This window comes from Flavivirga spongiicola (genome assembly GCF_030540825.1).
Taxonomy (GTDB): domain Bacteria; phylum Bacteroidota; class Bacteroidia; order Flavobacteriales; family Flavobacteriaceae; genus Flavivirga; species Flavivirga spongiicola.
In genome coordinates this window covers 1,627,920-1,643,637 of the sequence record NZ_JAUOEO010000001.1, presented here as the reverse complement: position 1 = coordinate 1,643,637, position 15,718 = coordinate 1,627,920, and the positions used below count along the sequence as shown (strand labels likewise).

13 protein-coding genes are annotated in these 15,718 nt (G+C 33.5%); 8 read left to right on the top strand and 5 right to left on the bottom strand.

Features of this window, described 5'->3' with window-relative positions; all coding sequences use genetic code 11:
• Window positions 1–20 precede the first annotated feature (20 nt).
• Complete coding sequence (gene thiL, locus Q4Q47_RS06385; protein WP_303305816.1) at window positions 21–1,067, top strand: thiamine-phosphate kinase; 1,047 nt, start codon at window positions 21–23, stop codon at window positions 1,065–1,067.
• Here thiL and Q4Q47_RS23695 read toward each other — a convergent pair.
• The 4 genes from Q4Q47_RS23695 to Q4Q47_RS06365 all read right to left on the bottom strand — a co-directional run bounded on the left by Q4Q47_RS23695 (window position 1,057) and on the right by Q4Q47_RS06365 (window position 3,274).
• Window positions 1,057–1,392, bottom strand: a complete 336-nt coding sequence (locus Q4Q47_RS23695) for a hypothetical protein (protein ID WP_331497688.1) — start codon at window positions 1,390–1,392, stop codon at window positions 1,057–1,059. The genes thiL and Q4Q47_RS23695 overlap by 11 nt on opposite strands.
• Window positions 1,393–1,464: 72 nt before the next feature.
• Window positions 1,465–1,731, bottom strand: a complete 267-nt coding sequence (locus Q4Q47_RS06375; protein WP_303305815.1) for a hypothetical protein — start codon at window positions 1,729–1,731, stop codon at window positions 1,465–1,467.
• A 58-nt stretch (window positions 1,732–1,789) separates the two neighbouring features.
• Window positions 1,790–2,569, bottom strand: a complete 780-nt coding sequence (locus Q4Q47_RS06370; protein WP_303305814.1) for an alpha/beta fold hydrolase — start codon at window positions 2,567–2,569, stop codon at window positions 1,790–1,792.
• A 48-nt stretch (window positions 2,570–2,617) separates the two neighbouring features.
• Complete coding sequence (locus Q4Q47_RS06365) at window positions 2,618–3,274, bottom strand: hypothetical protein (RefSeq protein WP_303305813.1); 657 nt, start codon at window positions 3,272–3,274, stop codon at window positions 2,618–2,620.
• Window positions 3,275–3,371: 97 nt separating this feature from the next.
• On the opposite strand from Q4Q47_RS06365, the gene Q4Q47_RS06360 reads away from it, so the two are divergent.
• Window positions 3,372–4,694 (top strand): aspartate kinase, encoded by a 1,323-nt coding sequence (locus Q4Q47_RS06360; protein ID WP_303305812.1) that lies wholly within the window; start codon window positions 3,372–3,374, stop codon window positions 4,692–4,694.
• A gap of 62 nt (window positions 4,695–4,756) precedes the next feature.
• Here the strand turns inward: Q4Q47_RS06360 and Q4Q47_RS06355 are convergent, their stop codons facing one another.
• Window positions 4,757–6,049, bottom strand: a complete 1,293-nt coding sequence (locus Q4Q47_RS06355; protein WP_303305811.1) for an aminopeptidase P family protein — start codon at window positions 6,047–6,049, stop codon at window positions 4,757–4,759.
• 196 nt (window positions 6,050–6,245) lie between these two features.
• Here Q4Q47_RS06355 and Q4Q47_RS06350 point away from each other — a divergent pair, with 196 nt between their 5' ends.
• The 6 genes from Q4Q47_RS06350 (at window position 6,246) to Q4Q47_RS06325 (ending at window position 15,656) form a co-directional block, all read left to right on the top strand.
• Entirely contained in the window at window positions 6,246–8,108 is a 1,863-nt protein-coding gene (locus tag Q4Q47_RS06350; RefSeq protein ID WP_303305810.1) for a T9SS type A sorting domain-containing protein, read from the top strand.
• 78 nt (window positions 8,109–8,186) lie between these two features.
• Window positions 8,187–11,027 (top strand): beta propeller repeat protein, encoded by a 2,841-nt coding sequence (locus Q4Q47_RS06345; protein ID WP_303305809.1) that lies wholly within the window; start codon window positions 8,187–8,189, stop codon window positions 11,025–11,027.
• 111 nt (window positions 11,028–11,138) lie between these two features.
• Window positions 11,139–11,810 (top strand): succinate dehydrogenase cytochrome b subunit, encoded by a 672-nt coding sequence (locus Q4Q47_RS06340; RefSeq protein WP_303305808.1) that lies wholly within the window; start codon window positions 11,139–11,141, stop codon window positions 11,808–11,810.
• Between the two features lie 15 nt (window positions 11,811–11,825).
• A complete protein-coding gene (locus Q4Q47_RS06335; RefSeq protein WP_303305807.1) occupies window positions 11,826–13,838 on the top strand; it encodes a fumarate reductase/succinate dehydrogenase flavoprotein subunit in 2,013 nt (670 codons plus the stop codon).
• A 70-nt stretch (window positions 13,839–13,908) separates the two neighbouring features.
• Window positions 13,909–14,652, top strand: coding sequence for a succinate dehydrogenase/fumarate reductase iron-sulfur subunit (locus Q4Q47_RS06330; protein ID WP_303305806.1), 744 nt, complete (start codon window positions 13,909–13,911; stop codon window positions 14,650–14,652).
• An 86-nt stretch (window positions 14,653–14,738) separates the two neighbouring features.
• Window positions 14,739–15,656, top strand: a complete 918-nt coding sequence (locus tag Q4Q47_RS06325) for a M28 family peptidase (RefSeq protein WP_303305805.1) — start codon at window positions 14,739–14,741, stop codon at window positions 15,654–15,656.
• Window positions 15,657–15,718 lie beyond the last annotated feature (62 nt).

Here is a 15,718-nt window from a genome sequence, read left to right as displayed (position 1 = left end):
AAGCTTCTTATTTTTGCACCATGATAGAAGACAAAAATCAACAGAGAACTCAATTAAGTGATTTAGGGGAGTTTGGACTTATAGATCACCTAACCAAGAATTTTAAAATAAGCCATAAATCGACAGTAAAAAGTATTGGAGATGATGCTGCTGTTTTAGATTTTAAAAATAAAAAAATTGTTGTTACAACCGATTTGCTTGTAGAAGGTGTTCATTTCGATTTAAGTTATATGCCTTTAAAGCACTTAGGCTATAAGGCGGCTATTGTTAATTTATCTGATGTGTATGCTATGAATGCTAAGGCCACACAAATTACGGTTTCTATAGCTGTGTCTAATAGATTTCCATTAGAGGCTCTTGAAGATTTATATGCAGGAATAGAAACTGCTGCAAAGATTTATAATATTGATGTTGTTGGAGGAGATACAACGTCTTCTACAACAGGGTTGTTAATTTCTGTAACGGCCATTGGGGAAATAGAAAGTAACAATGAAGTGTATAGGGATGGTGCTAAGTCTAATGATTTATTGGTGGTTACTGGAGATTTGGGTGCTGCTTATATGGGGTTGCAAGTGCTTGAACGTGAAAAAGAAGTGTACAAAGTGAATCCTAATAGTCAGCCAGATTTAGAAGGCTATTCTTATATTATAGAACGTCAATTAAAACCTGAAGCACGAAAAGATATTATTAAATTATTGAAAGATTTAGAGGTGAAACCATCTTCAATGATTGATATAAGTGATGGCCTATCTTCAGAAATCATGCATTTATGTAAGCAGAGTAAGGTGGGATGTGATCTATATGAGGAAAAAATTCCGTTAGATCCTCAGGTGATTTCTACATGTGAGGAGTTTAATATTGATAGCACAACAGTTGCCTTAAATGGGGGAGAAGATTACGAACTATTATTTACAATTTCTCAGGATGATTATTCTAAAATAAAAGCGAATCCAAATTTTACCGTAATTGGTTATATGAAAGAAGAGCAAGCAGGTATACATCTAGTAACTAGGGCAGATACTAAAATACCTATTAAAGCACAAGGCTGGAAAAATTTTAATGCTTAAATACTAATAGATTGGCAGGATTTATAGTTGAAGGTTGTTTGCTGCTTGATTTTACTTCGTGTGTGATGAGGATAGGCTCCAATTCATCATGATCTGTATTTGTGTATTGACTATCAATTGAGGGTCTCATATGTCGCTTCATATGAATACGCTCTAATACATCATTTATTTCTTTAAATTTAGGAGTAAGTTCGGTCAAGTTACCGCTTCCATTGGTAGTGAGTTCTTTTTTGCAGTTTTTGCAAGTATACTCTTTTACATGGTATGTAACATTTCTTGATACTCGGAAATCATGTCCGAATACCTTACAATGAATGTTTTTCATTTATGGCTATTAGATTAATTAGTTAGAGCTCATTAAAATATATAAAAACAATCAGATGTGATTAACAGTTTGTTAATAAATCGATGAAGTGAGCGTTTTCTTCTTTAAACGTTCCATTCTCGAAACGTGTATCCGTTCTAAGATGTCGTTTATCTCTTTAAACTTAGGTGTGAGTTCAATTAATTGACCATTGCTATTCGTTGTTAATTGTTTTTTACAGTGAGAGCATGTGTATTCCTTAACATGGTATGTCACTTTTTTAGTTACCTGATAATCATGGCCAAAAAGATTGCAATACATTTTAGGAATAAAAGTAGGTTTGTTAGAGGTTTTGTTCATGGGATAAAATTTATGAGCAATAAATCTAAAATAAAAATTCCAATAAAACGATAAAATGCTATATATTTTCGATGAAATGCACAATGGTGCGCAAAAATTCCCTTTCATTTTCAATATGACTCATATGCCCATCAGGAAATTCCACCACTTCTACATCGGTATTTTTTGTTTGAGAAATTAATGTATTATAATCTAGTACGGGGTCTTTTCTGCTAATCATCAACATTTTTTTAAAAGGTGTAAAATGGAGAAGTGCTTCTCTATCTTTTCTAATTTTCATACCCTCGAGTGATGCTACTATACCTTGCAAAGGTGTTTTTAAAGCTTCTTTTTTTAGTTGCTTTATTTTTTCTGAAAAAATAATTCTATTTTTTGGTCTAAATAAATTAGAGATAGCCATTCTAATAAACCTTTTATGGTTTTGTTTAACTGCTATTATTGCTCGATCTCTATTTTTTTTCTTTTCAAGGGTATCTGCACTAGCGGTAGAATTCATAAGACATAGCCCTTTCAATGCATCTGGGTTTTTTTCCGCGTAAGCGAGTGCCACATATCCTCCCATGGAGTGTCCGATAAAAGTGGAGCGGCGAATTTTTAAATGCTTTAAAATTGCCTGAACAATTTCAGCCATAAGTTCCATAGTGTGTATATAACCTAGGCATTCGGTTTTTCCATGACCCAATAAATCGATACAAATGACTCTATTTTTTTTTGACAGTGTCGGAATAAAAGTATCCCACATGGAGACGTTTTCTAAAAACCCGTGGAGTAAAACTATAGCATTACCTTTTCCCTTATCGGTATAGAAAACATTAATACCTTTGTATAGTAAATTCATTTTTAAGTAATCTTATGCAAAGGTAAAATCATTCAAATAAGAAAAAGGCTAAGATTTTACTTTTTTAATGGCAGCAAAGGCTTTGTCTACATATTCATCTTCTACTAAAATTGTAAATTCGTTCGTGGTTGAAATGACTTCGTAAAGTACAATGCCTTCCCAAGCTAAACGTTTAAAAAAATGATAATATAGACCGGCAATTTTAGAGTTGTCTTGAGGGAGGTTTACGCTAATTGCTGATAATCCATCCTGTATTGCTAAAAAGGTTTCATTTTTTAATTGATCAATAATAAAACCTTTTAAGCTGCTGGAAATTATAATATTGCTTTCGTGAATACCTCTTGTAAACGTGTAAAATAGTTTTGACTCTTGATTTATTCTATCTAGAATTTTGGCATGATTGTCAATAATAGTATCAGAATTTTTAACGGTAAAATCTGTTAAGTTAGAACGTACAGTTATGTCTCCTAAATTCTGAATAACCCGTTTCATCTTTATTGAATTGGTTAGTGTTGTAGGCGGATTGTATCGCCTTAAGGCCATCATAATAGCTCCGGGTTTAACATCCTTTTTAAGCATTTTGCTAATAGGCTCTGTTAATTCAATAGCTAAAGCACTAAAGTTTATGATATTTCTAGACAACGCCTCTTCCAGATAAGGTTGTGTTATCAAAATGTCTTCAACACAGTTAGATACGGTTTTCATGTTAATTATTTAACAATTTGTGCAAAAATAATCTTTTTTTTAAATAAATATAGTATTTGGACCAAGGAGTTTTAGATTTACATTCAAATTAATGTAAATGAAAATCTTAAAATTTGGAGGTACATCTGTAGGTTCCATTGAAAATATAAATAACGTTAAAGATATTATTAACGATGGAGACAAGAAGATTGTTGTGCTTTCGGCTATGTCTGGCACTACAAATCAGTTAGTTGCTATTGCAAATAATATTGCTAACAAAGAACCAAATGAGGCTGTTGATAAAATTAATAAGTTACATGAAACGTACGCTATTACAATAGATAAACTTTTAACTAATAAAGAATTAAATAAAGAAGTTAAAGATTATGTTTCTAGTATTTTCAATTTTTTAGCTACATGTACTGATAAAACCTTTTCTATAAATTTAGAAAATAATATTGTGGCTCAAGGTGAGCTGCTTTCTACATATATGTTTAACTGTTATTTACAACAAGAAGGCATAAGCTCTGCTTTATTACCAGCTTTAAGTTTTATGCGTATCGATGTAGATAAGGAACCGAATATAAGTTATATAAAAGAACACTTTGAGATTGCAATAAATGCTGTAGAAAATTCAGAAATATATATCACCCAAGGATTTATTTGCTTAGATGATAATAATGAAGTTTCAAATTTACAACGTGGCGGAAGCGATTATACTGCAACTATAATTGGAGCTGCTATTAAAGCAGATGAAGTGCAAATATGGACAGACATAGACGGGATGCATAACAATGACCCCAGATATGTTGAAAATACCAAGCCAATTTCGAATTTATCATTTGATGAGGCTGCTGAATTGGCTTATTTTGGAGCTAAGATATTACATCCACAAACGGTTACACCTGTTAGGGCAGATAACATTCCTGTGCGTTTAAAAAACACAATGAACCCTAATGCTCATGGGACGTTAATTTCTAATATCACTTCAGAAAATGGTATTAAAGCTATAGCTGCCAAGGATAATATTATAGCCATAAAGATTAAATCTGCGAGAATGTTGCAGGCACATGGTTTCTTAAAAAAAGTATTTGAAATTTTCGAAACTTATAAAACGTCTATCGATATGATTACAACATCTGAGGTGGCCGTTTCTTTAACGATTGATGATGATAAAAACTTAGACCAAATTATTGAAGAATTAGAAAAAATAGCTACAATAGAAGTTGATGAAAATCAAAGTATTATTTGTTTGGTAGGACACTCTGTGGTTAACCACGATGACACATATAAGTTATTCCAAATATTACAAGATGTAAAAATTAGAATGATTTCTTATGGAGGAAGCAAAAATAATATTTCTCTATTAGTTGATACAAAAGACAAAATTAATTCGCTGCAAAAACTAAACGATTATTTATTTGAATTAGTCACTCTTTAAATTACAAAATTTTAGTGTTGTTAGCAAAAGGGTCGTTTAAAAACGACCCTTTCTTCTTTATCTTATGAGTTCATAATGTCTTCTATTTCATCTGCTTCAATAGGAATATTTCTCATTAAATTGAATGGTTCACCGTTTTCCTGAATAACCACGTCATCTTCTAATCGTATGCCAAAACCTTCATCTGGGATATAAATTCCAGGTTCTACAGTAAATACCATATTAGTTTGTATGGGCTCTGTTAATATACCATAATCATGTGTATCTAGCCCCATATGGTGGCTCGTGCCATGCATAAAATATTTTTTATATGCAGGCCATTCCGGATTTTCGTTTTGCACATCGTTTTTATCTAGTAGCCCTAAGCCAAGTAATTCACTAGTCATTACTTTGCCAACTTCAATATGGTAGTCTTCCCAAAGAGCTCCGGAAATCAGCATTTTTGTGGCTTCTTTTTTTACTCTGTTCACTGCATTATAAACGTCTTTTTGTCTCGGAGTGAATTTTCCGGAAACAGGAACACTACGTGTCATATCACTAGAATAATTAGCATATTCAGCACCAATATCCATTAATATTAAATCACCTGTTTTACACGGTTGATTGTTTTCTATATAATGCAATACATTAGCATTATTTCCAGAAGCAACAATGGGCGTATAAGCGAATTTTTTAGAACGATTTCGCAAAAATTCATGCATAAACTCTGCTTCAATTTCGTATTCCCAAACACCAGGCTTCACAAAATTTAAAATACGTCTAAATCCTTTTTCGGTGATATCACAGGCTTGCTGAATTAAATCTATTTCAATGACATCTTTTACAGAGCGAAGCCTTTGTAAAATTGGGTTACTTTTAGCAACGGCATGTGCGGGATATTTTTCTTTTAACCATTTTGTAAAACGATCTTCCCGGGTTTCAGTTTCTACATTGGCTCTGTAGTGCTCATTGGTATTAATATAAACAGTATCACATTGGGTCATAATCTCAAACATGATTTTCTCCATGTCTTGCAACCAATAAACAGTTTTAATACCACTGGTTTCAAAAGCTTTTTCTTTGGTTAATTTTTCACCTTCCCAAATAGCAATATGTTCATTCGTTTCTTTTAAAAACAAGATCTCGCGATGTTTCTCTTTTGGGCAATCTGGAAATAGTACAAGAATACTTTCTTCTTGATCTACACCACTTAGATAAAAGATGTCTCGATGCTGCTCAAAAGGCATGGTGCTATCCGCACTTATAGGATAAATATCATTTGAGTTAAAAACAGCCAAACTTTTAGGGGTCATTTTTGAAGTAAAGTTTTTGCGGTTTTTTATAAATAGCTCATTATTAATTAGGTGGTATTTCATATTAAGTGTACGTTAAGTTTATTATATGTAGCAAAACTAAAGAAATCTTATGTAATAATTTATTATATTTGGTAATCCCCTCATATTTTTAATATTAAGGTAAGCAGCTGGAGTTGAGTTTGTTTTGTCCAGAATCTTTTATATTAAGCTTTCGATCTCCAAATCAATTTTTAATAAACATTAAAAATCTAATCAGATGAAAAAAATGACTCTAACAATCGCATTAATATTTTGTTTTATTGGCATAGGAACTTTATCGGCTCAGGTATTGATGAGAGAAGCATCTTTAAAAAAACAAATAGATAACTCAAGTCTAGTTATTGAAGGTAAAGTTGTTGATAAAAAATCCTTTTGGGATGATAATCATCGTATAATCTATACAGCTAATACTGTTGAAGTTTATAAAGTTTTTAAAGGAGAACCATTAACTACTGTTGAGGTTATAACCTTAGGAGGCACAGTTGGTTTACATGCTTTAATAGCAAATCCAAGCTTAAAATTACGACTAGGTGATGCCGGCATTTTTACATTACAAAACAACAATGTTGCTATAAATACTAAAAGTAAATCTACTAAGAAAGCATTTAGACCTTATGGTTCATCACAAGGGTTTTATAAGTATAACTTATATGACGATTTGGCCGTGAACCCTTTTAATAAAAAGAAAGGTATTAAATCGTCTTTTTATAACGAAATTATGAGCCATACTAAAAATGATTATAGGGTTATATCTAATTTCGATACCCAATCTAAAAGCTTGCAATCAAAACAATCGAAAAATCTTTTAGTTCCTACTTCAATTGCATTTACTCCTACGACAGCAACAGCAGGAACTAAAGAGGTGCTTACTATTACAGGTTCTGATTTTGGAGCAGTAAAAGGAAAAGTTGGTTTTAGTAATGCTGATGATGGCGGTGCCACTTTTGTAGATGCATTAGATAGTCAAGTATTAACATGGAGTGATACTCAAATCACTGTCGAAATTCCCTCCGTTGCCGGAACCGGAAAAGTTCGTGTAACTGATGGAGCTGTAACCCCAACTAGTGATGTTTCTGCTAGTGACTTAACTATTTCATATGCCGAATTAAATGTTGAAGGTGATTTTGGTGATGGCGAACTAGCTTATCAAGTGCAGCATATTGGTCAAAGTGGAGGAGGATACACATGGGAAATGTTTACCGATTTTTTTGACGATTCAGAGCACCCGGGAGCTAAAGCAGCATTTGAAAGAGCTTTTAATAATTGGGTTTGCGAAACCGGAGTCAATTGGACTATAAGCAGCTCTGCTACAACAGTGGATGAGGCAATTTATGAAAGTGAAACAGATCCAGAACCTCCTGTTAATGTCATTAGGTTTGATAATGGAGATGAGTTAGAAACAATAACGAGTAATGATGATATTCTTGGTGTTTGTTTTTCCTGGTATGCTGGTTGTGGTCCTTCACCGCTTAAATGGCGAGTAGAAGAATTGGATATTGTATTTGACAGTGATATCAATGACTCAGGCACTCCTGAAACAGAATCCTGGTATTTTGGGAGCGATACTGGTGGCATTACTTCTGATCAATGGGATTTTGAAAGCGTTGCATTACATGAATTAGGTCATGGGCATCAATTAGGTCATGTTATAAATACTAATAATGATGTTATGCACTATACACTTTTAAATGATACAACTCAAAGAGTGTTAAGTGCTGATAATTCGACTGCTGCTAATAACGTGCAAACAAGAAGCACAACTTCTATGGTTTGTGTCCGTCCGTTAATGACTAGTATTTCATGTCCATTAAGTGTAGAAAATAAAGAGTTAGATAAGGCTATTAGCTTATATCCTAATCCTGCCAAAAGTATATTCTATATAAAAAATGATTCCTTTATCAATTTAGAAAAAGTGAATATGTATGATATAAGTGGAAGATTAATTTCTAAGGTTGATATATCTAATAACGATAGCTCAAAAACTAAAACTATTAATGTAACAGGTCTCTCTAAAGGCATTTATTTTGTAAATATTCACTCAGATAGCGCTATGATAACCAGAAAGATGGTTCTAGATTAATTTAACAAAACTATAGCATATTGAAATAGTGTAAATTTGATCAGTTTTAATAATTTTCAAAAATTAAAACTGATCAACATGAAATTTAAAATTCTCCTCTTACTTTTTGTTTTTTCTTTTTTTAAAATATCTGCACAGCAACCCGCAACATCTTCAAAAATAATAGAAGATGCCCTAATCAAAAAAGAGAAACTTACTCAAACATCATTAGTAAAAAATGTTGCTTTTAACAATATTGGACCAACGATTATGAGTGGTCGTGTTACAGATGTGGCTGTTAATCCGGATGACCCAACCGAATTCTATGTTGGATACGCATCAGGAGGTGTTTGGTACACTAAAAATAACGGAATTACTTTTAATCCAATACTAGACACATCAAATACTCAAAACGTAGGAGATATTGCTGTCGATTGGAAAAACAAAACTATTTGGGTAGGAACCGGAGAAAATAATTCGTCTCGATCTAGTTATGCAGGTATTGGAATTTTAAAATCTACAGACCATGGAAAGACCTGGCAAAATATGGGACTTAAAGATTCACATCACATAGGCCGAATTTTAATTAATCCAAACAATCCCGATGAAGTTATTGTTGGCGTCACAGGGCATTTATATTCTCCAAACCAAGAACGTGGGATTTACAAAACAATGGATGGTGGGAAAACATGGATGCAAAAATTATTTGTAGATGATATGAGTGGTATCATTGATGTGCAATGTAGTCCAGGTAACTTTAATCTCATGTTTGCAACATCATGGACTAAAGATCGTAAAGCTTGGAATTTTGATGGCAGTGGGAATAATTCCGGAATATACAAAAGTACAGATGCAGGAAGTACATGGGCTAAAGTTTCTACAGAAAAAAGTGGGTTTCCAACTGGTCAAGGGGTTGGTAGAATTGGCTTAGCTGTTTTTAACGACAACATTATTTATGCCTTACATGATAGTCAATTTCGGAGAGCTCCTGAAGCAAAAAAAGAAGAAAAAGATGGTTTAACTAAAGCCGATTTTAAGACAATGACGGTAGAAACCTTTCTTGAACTTGATAATAAAAAACTTAACGGATTTTTAAAAACGAATGGGTTTCAAGAAAAATATAGAGCAGAAAATATAAAGCAAATGGTAAGAGGTGGCAATGTAAAACCAATTGATCTCGCAAAATATCTTGAAAATGCTAATACTATGCTATTTGATACACCTGTTATTGGCGCTGAAGTTTACAAAAGTGAAGATGGTGGGGTAAGTTGGAAAAAAACACATAATGATTATATTGATGGTCTATATTATAGTTATGGATATTATTTTGGAGAAATTAGAGTTGACCCTCAAGATAAAAAAGGAATCTATGTTTTGGGAGTTCCTATTTTGAAATCTAAAGATGGTGGACAAACCTTTGCCTCTATAAGCAGAGAAAATGTTCATTCAGATCATCAAGCATTGTGGGTAAATCCTAAAAAACCAGGACATTTAATAAATGGGAATGATGGTGGATTAAACATGAGTTACGATGATGGTGAAACATGGGAAAAACTCAATGCTAATTCTGTTGGTCAGTTTTATTCTATAAATGTAGACAACGCGAAACCATATAACATCTATGGAGGCTTACAAGATAATGGGGTTTGGGTTGGTGCAAATAATGCTCGTGAGGATAAAAGCTGGCATCAAAGAGGACAATACCCCTGGAAAAGTATTATGGGTGGAGACGGTATGCAGGTTCAAATTGATAATAGAGATAACAATGTTGTATATACAGGGTATCAATTCGGAAATTATCATAGACTCAATTTAAAAACCAAAGAACAAACTTACATCCAACCAAAACATGAGTTGGGAGAGAAACCGTATCGTTTTAATTGGCAAACTCCCATTTTATTGTCGCAGCACAATCAAGATATTTTGTATTTAGGCGGTAATAAATTAATGCGTTCAATGAATCAAGGAACCGATTGGGTGGCCATTAGTGATGATCTCACCAATGGAGGGAAAAAAGGGAATGTTGCCTATGGAACATTAACAACTATTAGCGAATCTCCTTTTCAATTCGGATTGATTTATACAGGTAGCGACGACGGATTAGTTCAGGTCACTAAAGATGGTGGTGGAAGTTGGGAGATTATTTCAAACGCATTACCAAAAGACCTTTGGATAAGTCGAATTGTGGCATCACAGCATAAAAAAGAGCGCGTTTATGTCACCTTAAATGGCTATCGTTGGGATGATTTTACAGTATATGTTTATATGAGCAATGACTATGGGGAAACATGGAAAGATATTGGTTCCAACATTCCTGCATCTCCAGTTAACGTGATTAAGGAAGATCCTGTAAACGAGAATATTTTATACTTAGGAACAGACAATGGTGCTTATGTTTCGTTTAACCGAGGTCAAAGTTGGGAGGCATTTAGTAAGGGGCTACCAAATGTTGCTATTCACGATATAGTTGTGCAGCCCGATGCTAAACATTTATTACTCGGAACACACGGAAGAAGTATTTACAAAACAGATATAGCAATGCTTCAGCAGATGAATGACAACATGCAATCAAAAGCTATAACGTTTTTTAAAGTTAAAGATATAAGATATTCATCTCGTTGGGGCAATACTTCAAATCAATGGAGTAAAGCCTTTGAACCTAAAGTAGATGTTGCGTTCTATTCAAATACTTCCAAAGAAAAAACCATAAAAATATTTTCTGGAAAAAACGCTTTACTTAACCAAATTAAAGTGAATGCAGATAAAGGGTATAACGATACAAGTTATGATTTAACTCTAACCGAAAAAGGTAGAAAAGCACTCCTTAAAGAAAACTCTGATATAGATATTAATAAGGCTAAAAATGGTAAGTATTATATGCCAAAAGGAACATACTACATTCAAATTGGTTCTGAGAAACAAGCTTTAATAATAAAATAGACTATTTTTGTAACTTAAAATCATTATAAATAGCAAAAACATGACATATGTTAGTTGTCTAAAACTGCTACCTCATGTACCTTTGTCAAAACACAAAATAACTTCAAAATAATGGGTGGATTTTTTAAATCTTCGATTGGAAGAAAGATTGCTATGGCACTTTCTGCTTTCTTCCTCATGTTTTTTTTAATAATACATTTAGCAGTAAATATAACATCTCTATTCAGTGAAGATGTTTTTAACGAGCTATCTCATTTTATGGGAACAAATCCTTTAGTTCAATTTGCATTACAGCCGGTTTTAATTTTCGGTGTTGTATTTCATTTTTTAATGGGTTTTGTATTAGAACTTAAAAACAAAAAAGCGAAAGGCGTTGCATATGCCAAAAATAATGGTGCTGCAAACTCTACTTGGATGAGTAGAAATATGATTTATAGCGGGCTTGCAATATTAGCTTTTATTGTACTTCATTTTATAGATTTCTGGTTTCCAGAGATAAATACTAAATACATTCAGGGGGATATGACTGGAATGCATGATGGAAGTTTTAGATATTTCCACGAATTGCAACACAAGTTTTTAAATCCAGCCAGAGTAGGTGCCTATGTGGTTGCATTTATACTTTTAGCATTACACTTATTGCACGGATTCACATCGGCATTCCAATCGGTAGGAGTTACAGCTGGACGTAAAAAAGCATTACAAACATTTGGAAAAGTATATTCAATTGTTATTCCTCTAGGCTTTATAATAATTGCTCTTTTTCATCACTTTAACCATTAATCTTAAATAGTAAGTATGGCTTTAGATTCAAAAGTACCAAAAGGTCCAATTAAAGATAAATGGACAGATTATAAAAATCATATAGACTTAGTAAACCCTGCTAATAAGCGTCATATAGATGTTATTGTAGTAGGAACAGGTTTAGCAGGTGGTTCAGCTGCCGCGACCTTAGCAGAGTTAGGATATAATGTAAAAGCATTTGCTTATCAAGATTCTCCAAGACGGGCGCACTCTATTGCTGCACAAGGAGGTATTAATGCTGCTAAGAATTATCAGGGTGATGGAGATTCAACATATAGATTATTTTACGATACTGTAAAAGGCGGTGATTATCGTTCTCGTGAAGCAAACGTGCATCGTTTAGCAGAAGTATCAGGAAATATTATTGATCAATGTGTCGCACAAGGAGTTCCCTTTGCACGCGATTATGGTGGGTTATTAGATAACCGTTCATTTGGTGGTGTTTTAGTTTCCAGAACATTCTACGCTAAAGGACAAACTGGTCAGCAATTATTACTAGGTGCTTATTCTGCAATGAATAGACAAATTGCACGTGGTAAAATTGAAATGTTTAACCGTCACGAAATGCTTGATGTTGTGAAGGTTGACGGAAAAGCAAGAGGTATTATAACTCGTAATTTAATTACGGGTGACATAGAAAGACATTCGGCACATGCTGTTGTTATAGCTACTGGTGGTTACGGAAATGTATATTTCTTATCAACAAATGCTATGGGAAGTAATGCTACTGCTGCTTGGAAAATTCATAAAAAGGGAGCGTATTTCGCAAATCCGTGTTATACACAAATTCACCCAACATGTATTCCACGTTCGGGAGATTATCAGTCTAAATTAACATTGATGTCTGAATCTTTACGTAACGATGGACGTATTTGGGTTCCAGCAAAAATAGAAGATGCTCAAGCCATTCAGCAAGGTAAATTAAAACCGACTGATTTAGCTGAAGAAGATAGAGATTATTACTTAGAAAGACGTTATCCGGCATTTGGTAACCTGGTTCCTCGTGATGTGGCTTCAAGAGCTGCAAAAGAACGTTGTGATGCTGGTTATGGAGTAAATGCCACAGGTGAAGCTGTTTATTTAGATTTTGCTGCTGCGATTGATCGTTATGGAAAAGAGCAAGCTAAAATTCAAAATATAGCAAATGCCTCTGAAGAAAAAATATACGAATTAGGACAAGCAATTGTTGAAGCGAAATACGGAAACTTATTTCAAATGTATGAGAAAATCGTTGACGAGAATCCATACAAAACACCTATGATGATTTATCCAGCTACCCACTATACAATGGGAGGTGTTTGGGTTGATTATAACTTAATGACTACTGTTGATGGATTGTATTGTATTGGTGAAGCGAACTTCTCAGATCATGGAGCAAACAGACTTGGAGCTTCGGCTTTAATGCAAGGTTTGGCTGATGGCTATTTTGTACTGCCTTATACTATTGGTGATTATTTATCTGATGATATTAGAACAGGAAAAATACCAACTGACACTAAGGAATTTGATGAAGCTGAAAAAGAAGTGAAAGATAGGATAGATTTCTTTATCAATAACAAAGGAACAAAATCTGTAGATCACTTCCACAAACGTCTTGGAAAAGTCATGTGGGATAAAGTAGGAATGGCGCGTAATGAAAAAGGTTTAACAGAAGCTATGGCCGAAATTAAAGCCATTCGTGAAGAGTTCTGGAAGGAAGTTAAAGTACCGGGAAGCGCAGATGAAATGAATCCAGAATTAGAAAAAGCTGGTCGTGTTGCCGATTTCTTAGAGTTAGGTGAATTATTTGCTAAAGATGCTTTGATAAGAGAAGAATCTTGTGGAGGTCACTTTAGAGAAGAATCCGTTGAATTAGACGGAGAGCAAAAAGGAGAAGCGAAACGTAATGATAAAGATTTTGCATTTGTTTCTGCATGGGAGTATAAAGGCGAACCTGCTGATGCGGTTTTACATAAAGAAGAATTAGAATTTAAAGATATTGAACTAAAACAACGTTCGTACAAATAGTTGATGGTTGTCAGTTATTAGTTTATAGAAAGAACTAACAACGAGCAACTAACAACCAAAAGCTAAAAAAATGAATTTAACACTTAAAATTTGGAGACAAAAAGACTCAAATGCAAAGGGTCAAATGGTCGATTATAAAGTTACTGATATTTCAGAACATATGTCTTTTTTAGAAATGATGGATGTTTTGAACGAACAATTAGTTAATGCCGGGGAAGAACCTGTAGCATTTGATCACGATTGCCGTGAAGGTATTTGTGGGATGTGCTCTTTATATATTAATGGGGAAGCTCATGGTCCGGATAGAGGCATAACAACCTGTCAATTACATATGCGTATGTTTAAAGATGGCGATACCATTACGATTGAGCCATTTAGAGCAGCAGCATTTCCTGTAATAAAAGATTTAGTAGTAGACAGAATGGCTTTTGAGCGTATTCAACAAGCAGGAGGTTATATTTCTGTAAATACTTCTGGAAATACTCAAGATGCAAATTCACTTCCTATTTCAAAGCATGCAGCAGACGAAGCTATGGATGCTGCTACTTGTATTGGTTGTGGCGCATGCGTAGCTACTTGTAAAAATTCATCTGCAATGTTGTTTGTAGGAGCTAAAGTGTCCCAATACGCATTATTACCTCAAGGACAGGTAGAAGCAGCAGATCGTGTTCAAAATATGGTTGCTCAAATGGATCTGGAAGGTTTTGGTAATTGTACAAATACAGGTGCTTGCGAAATTGAGTGCCCCAAAGGAATTTCTTTAGATAATATTGCTCGAATGAATAGAGAATTAATGAAAGCTAATATGTCATAATGTTTTGATAATTATATCTTAAAATTTAAGAACCCAAGCTGATGCTTGGGTTTTTTTTTTTAGATTTAAGAAAATAAATCTTACAGATGAAAGTAAAATTCATAGTCCTATTTTTTCTTTTTCACTTTATATATATAAATGTTAATTCGCAAACATGTAAAAAAGAAGTTAGTTTGTTTTGTGAAGAGACTGTATTAAGACACCTAAGATCATTGTCTTCGGATGCCTTTGAAGGAAGAAGAACTGGAACTAGAGGCGCCTTAAAAACTAAAAAATATATAATTAACCAGTTTCATTCATTAAATATTCGACCATTAGAAAAAAGCTATGAACAACGTTTTTTGTTTGAAAAGAAAAAAAGAGAATATAAAGCGACAAATGTTTTTGGATTAATAAAGGGCACCAAAAACCCACGTAAGTATATAATTATTAGTGCGCATTATGATCATGAAGGCATTAAAAATGGAGCCATTTATAATGGTGCTGATGATAATGCCTCTGGGTTAAGTGCACTATTTAGCTTTGGTGAGTATTTTAAAAATAATCCACCAAAATATTCCGTTATTTTAGCTGCATTTGACGGGGAAGAATTAGGATTTCAAGGTTCTAAATACTTTATAAAGAATCCAATTGTTCCATTGAAAAACATAAAAGTGAATATCAATATGGATATGATTAGTAGGAGCGAAAAAAACGAATTATATGTAGTTGGAACAGAACGCAACAAAAAATTGAAACATGCGGTTGGCTATTATAAACATTCCAAAAAAATTAAACTCATAGCAGGGCATAATAGCTGTGATGACTTAGAGAATTGGACCTATTCGTCAGATCATGTAAACTTTTATAAGAAAGGAATTCCGTTTTTATACTTTGGAGTAGAAGATCACAAAGATTATCATGAACCAACAGATGATTATGAAAACATACACACAGAATTTTATGTAGAAGCCGTAAAGGTTATTATTTCGGTTTTTGAAAAAATAGATGATTTACGATTCTAAAAGTGTGTGTACACAAATATAGACATACTTAATAAGTAATAAAGGTTGGACACGAATATCAC

Bases quoted from the DNA above. Each gene is read 5' to 3' on its own strand.
- thiL (WP_303305816.1), top strand. From the start codon at position 21: ATGATAGAAGACAAAAATCAACAGAGAACTCAATTAAGTGATTTAGGG.
- Q4Q47_RS23695 (WP_331497688.1), bottom strand. From the start codon at position 1,392: ATGAAAAACATTCATTGTAAGGTATTCGGACATGATTTCCGAGTATCA.
- Q4Q47_RS06375 (WP_303305815.1), bottom strand. From the start codon at position 1,731: ATGAACAAAACCTCTAACAAACCTACTTTTATTCCTAAAATGTATTGC.
- Q4Q47_RS06370 (WP_303305814.1), bottom strand. From the start codon at position 2,569: ATGAATTTACTATACAAAGGTATTAATGTTTTCTATACCGATAAGGGA.
- Q4Q47_RS06365 (WP_303305813.1), bottom strand. From the start codon at position 3,274: ATGAAAACCGTATCTAACTGTGTTGAAGACATTTTGATAACACAACCT.
- Q4Q47_RS06360 (WP_303305812.1), top strand. From the start codon at position 3,372: ATGAAAATCTTAAAATTTGGAGGTACATCTGTAGGTTCCATTGAAAAT.
- Q4Q47_RS06355 (WP_303305811.1), bottom strand. From the start codon at position 6,049: ATGAAATACCACCTAATTAATAATGAGCTATTTATAAAAAACCGCAAA.
- Q4Q47_RS06350 (WP_303305810.1), top strand. From the start codon at position 6,246: ATGAAAAAAATGACTCTAACAATCGCATTAATATTTTGTTTTATTGGC.
- Q4Q47_RS06345 (WP_303305809.1), top strand. From the start codon at position 8,187: ATGAAATTTAAAATTCTCCTCTTACTTTTTGTTTTTTCTTTTTTTAAA.
- Q4Q47_RS06340 (WP_303305808.1), top strand. From the start codon at position 11,139: ATGGGTGGATTTTTTAAATCTTCGATTGGAAGAAAGATTGCTATGGCA.
- Q4Q47_RS06335 (WP_303305807.1), top strand. From the start codon at position 11,826: ATGGCTTTAGATTCAAAAGTACCAAAAGGTCCAATTAAAGATAAATGG.
- Q4Q47_RS06330 (WP_303305806.1), top strand. From the start codon at position 13,909: ATGAATTTAACACTTAAAATTTGGAGACAAAAAGACTCAAATGCAAAG.
- Q4Q47_RS06325 (WP_303305805.1), top strand. From the start codon at position 14,739: ATGAAAGTAAAATTCATAGTCCTATTTTTTCTTTTTCACTTTATATAT.